The organism is Streptomyces sp. NPDC006283 (genome assembly GCF_040613325.1).
Taxonomy (GTDB): domain Bacteria; phylum Actinomycetota; class Actinomycetes; order Streptomycetales; family Streptomycetaceae; genus Streptomyces.
In genome coordinates, this window is the sequence record NZ_JBEXRZ010000397.1 from 1 (window position 1) to 2722 (window position 2722).

At 69.1% G+C, this 2722-nt stretch carries 3 pseudogenes; 1 reads left to right on the forward strand and 2 read right to left on the reverse strand.

Features of this window, described 5'->3' with window-relative positions:
- Positions 1–819: 819 nt before the first annotated feature.
- Positions 820–1878 (reverse strand): annotated as a pseudogene (locus tag ABZ070_RS36495) (transcriptional regulator); the annotation flags it as partial.
- Positions 1879–1881: 3 nt separating this feature from the next.
- Here ABZ070_RS36495 and ABZ070_RS36500 point away from each other — a divergent pair.
- Positions 1882–2212, forward strand: a pseudogene (locus ABZ070_RS36500) (transcriptional regulator); the annotation flags it as partial.
- A 36-nt stretch (positions 2213–2248) separates the two neighbouring features.
- On the opposite strand, the pseudogene ABZ070_RS36505 reads toward ABZ070_RS36500, so the two are convergent.
- Positions 2249–2516: pseudogene (locus tag ABZ070_RS36505) on the reverse strand (integrase core domain-containing protein); the annotation flags it as partial.
- Positions 2517–2722 lie beyond the last annotated feature (206 nt).

The window sequence follows — 2722 nt, forward strand, 5'->3', positions numbered from 1 at the left end:
TGCCGCCCGCAGGCTGCCCGGCATTGCGCCGGACCGGGCGGTGGCCGGGTCTCTCATCAGCGTCTCCGACGGCACCCCACGGACCCGGCGACACCACCCCCCAGGTCATCCGTTCGACAGAGGGGACACAGTCATACCGGGCCCGGAGGCCAGCGGCCCCGTTGCAGGACCGCGAAAAACATAACGGGGGGGGCACGAAATGTTCTGATGCTTCACCAGAAGCCTTTGCTCGCACGAAAATAGGCGAAGTGACGAACGGACCGAATGCCGCTAAATCCTGCGTAGGGTATATCCATACTGGGATGGACAAGTCTGGCTATGTCACCAACGCGGCATCACCTATTCAGCGACATAAGTGCCGAATACTCGTGTGGCTGATGTCGCTTCGCGATGGAAGGGGCGAGCTTCCCCGCTGCGTGACTTTGCTCATGAGGGGGTCATGTCCCCTGTAGTGGTGCAACCGTGTCGGGTTGATCTTCAGCTGGATGGATCTTGTCCATGCTGCGCTCGGGAAGGTAGTGGCGGAGGTGATCCATTGGTCCTGCATTTCGATGATCACGGCGGTGGTGCCGAGGGTCGGTGATGCGGTACATCCGCCCCGCACGCTCACGCAACTCCGACGGGTACTTCCTCGGGCCAGCCATGATCAGATCTCCTCTCGTGAGAACCACCTGACTTACTGTCACCACCCGCCGCATCGTTGCCGAGGCGAAAGCACAGTTCAGGGCCGGTCGGCGACGGGTCCATCGGCCGTGGGTGACCGAGCCAGGGCTATGGATCCAGTACGACTTCGGCGAAGGGCCGACCATCGCCGGTCGACCTCTTGCGGGAGATGACCGCCGCCCGGATGTCCGGCCGCCACGTCGTTCGCCGCGGGGCCGCTCGCGCAGCTTGCCCAGGCCGCCCTTGACCGTCGTCTTGATCGCTGAAACGACGATCGCCAGCTCCGGGTCGCGGCTCTTGTAGCCGTCCATCGCGGCGAGGAAGTCCTCCGGCGACCGGTCGGCGTCGACGCCGAGGTCGGCATCGTGGTGAGGAAGGCGTCACGGAGCCGTTGTACCAGCCATCCAGGTAGCGGCCGTTCTTGTACCGGACCCATGCCTCGGTCGGACGCACCTCGTAGCCGAGCTCCACCCCGCACGCCACGGGTGGGCGTCGCGTACCAGGCCGGCCCTTTCGGACTCGCCCTTCGGCGTGAACGGGCTGGGCAGCAGCGACCCGTCCAGCTCCCCCCACTCCTTGCCGACCTTCCCCCGGGACAGGTCGACGTGCGAGAGGTCCACCAGCCACGGGCCGGGCAGCTTCGGGTCGACCGCCGGGGCCTTGACGTGCGTCGGCGCTCTGAGGCCGACGGGCAGCCCGTTGGCGCCCGCCGCAAAGGCCATGTTCATGTCAACGCCCACCAAGTGGCGGCGCAGGCATTCGGCGTCCGTCATCGGCCGTGCCCAGTCGTACGCCTCCTCGAATAGCTTCTCCGTCGGGCCGCGGACGTGGAAGCGAGGCAGCTCCAGGGCGTTGAGCACCGGGTGCCCGTCGGGGGCCTCGCACGGCGCGCAGTCGACGGGGTCCTTGCCCAGGGACCCGGGGGTCTTGCCGTTGGCTGCCGCAGGACGCCGGTCTCCTCGTCTCGCACGGCGTGAGTCGGCGGGTGCAGCGCGGTCATCAGCTCCAGGCCGGTCACGGCGGTCGATTCGCGCGGCGTCATCACCCGGGACGCGTACACGCCCAGCACGCGGGCGAGTTCGGCCGGCGGGAGCTGCCCCGCCTCGCCCCGGCCGGGTGTCCAGCGCGTTCCACGACGGAATGCACAGCTGCACGCACTGACTGGCGGTCCGAGCCCTTGACGGGACGGTAGATCCGCGCCCACGGCCGGAATCCGCTGCAACCGAGAACACCCAGACCCCTGCCCCTGCTCCCGTCGCCACTGCTCCGGCGGCTGCGTCACGTCCGGCGCGCACCACCAGGCCGTCGTCGGCGTCGCGCCGTCCGGGCGCGAAGAAGGCGGCTCCGGCCGGCACCCCGGCGGGCGGCACCGACCCGCGGTTCGAGAACGGTCCGCTGGCGGTCGTCGACGTCGAAGACGGGCAGGTGCTGGCGTACTGCACCGGCGGCCTGGTCCTGGACGTGCCCGCCAAATCGATCCCGGGCCCTGGTGGACTGGACGCTCAAGGAGGCGAAGCTCGGTCAGCCGAAGCTGTCCGGGCAAGGACGTTCGCGCCCGCCGCAGGGACGCTTTCCACCAGCCCGGCGGGGCGATGGGCGGCAGCGACAGCATGCGGGACCGGTCGGCCTCGAGCCGGTCGGCCGGCCGGGCCTGCAGAGTGCGGTGGATGCGCCGGTTGGCCTTGGTGAGCCAGTCGGCGAGCTGGGCGTTGAAGTCTGCCGGTGAGGTGAACACCCGGCCGGGCAGGAACGACGTCTCGAGATAGCCCGTTGGCTCGCTCGACCAGCCCTTTCGCTTCGGGGTCTCGCGGTTTGCAGAGCACGAACTTCGCTCCGAGCAGGCCGGCGAAGGCGGCGAACTCGTCCGTGTGCCTCGGTCCGCCGGACCGCCAGGAGTCGACAGCCCCTTCGTTGGCGCCCGCCTCGTCGGCGGCTGTGGCGGGGCGTACCGTGTGCGGGGGAGGGGGGAGTTGCCTCCCCGGCCAAACGGGCGCAATCCACGGGCTGTTCCGTGCTGTGGGAGGATTCCGACCAGCCGGAAACACCCACGTCCCGGTCC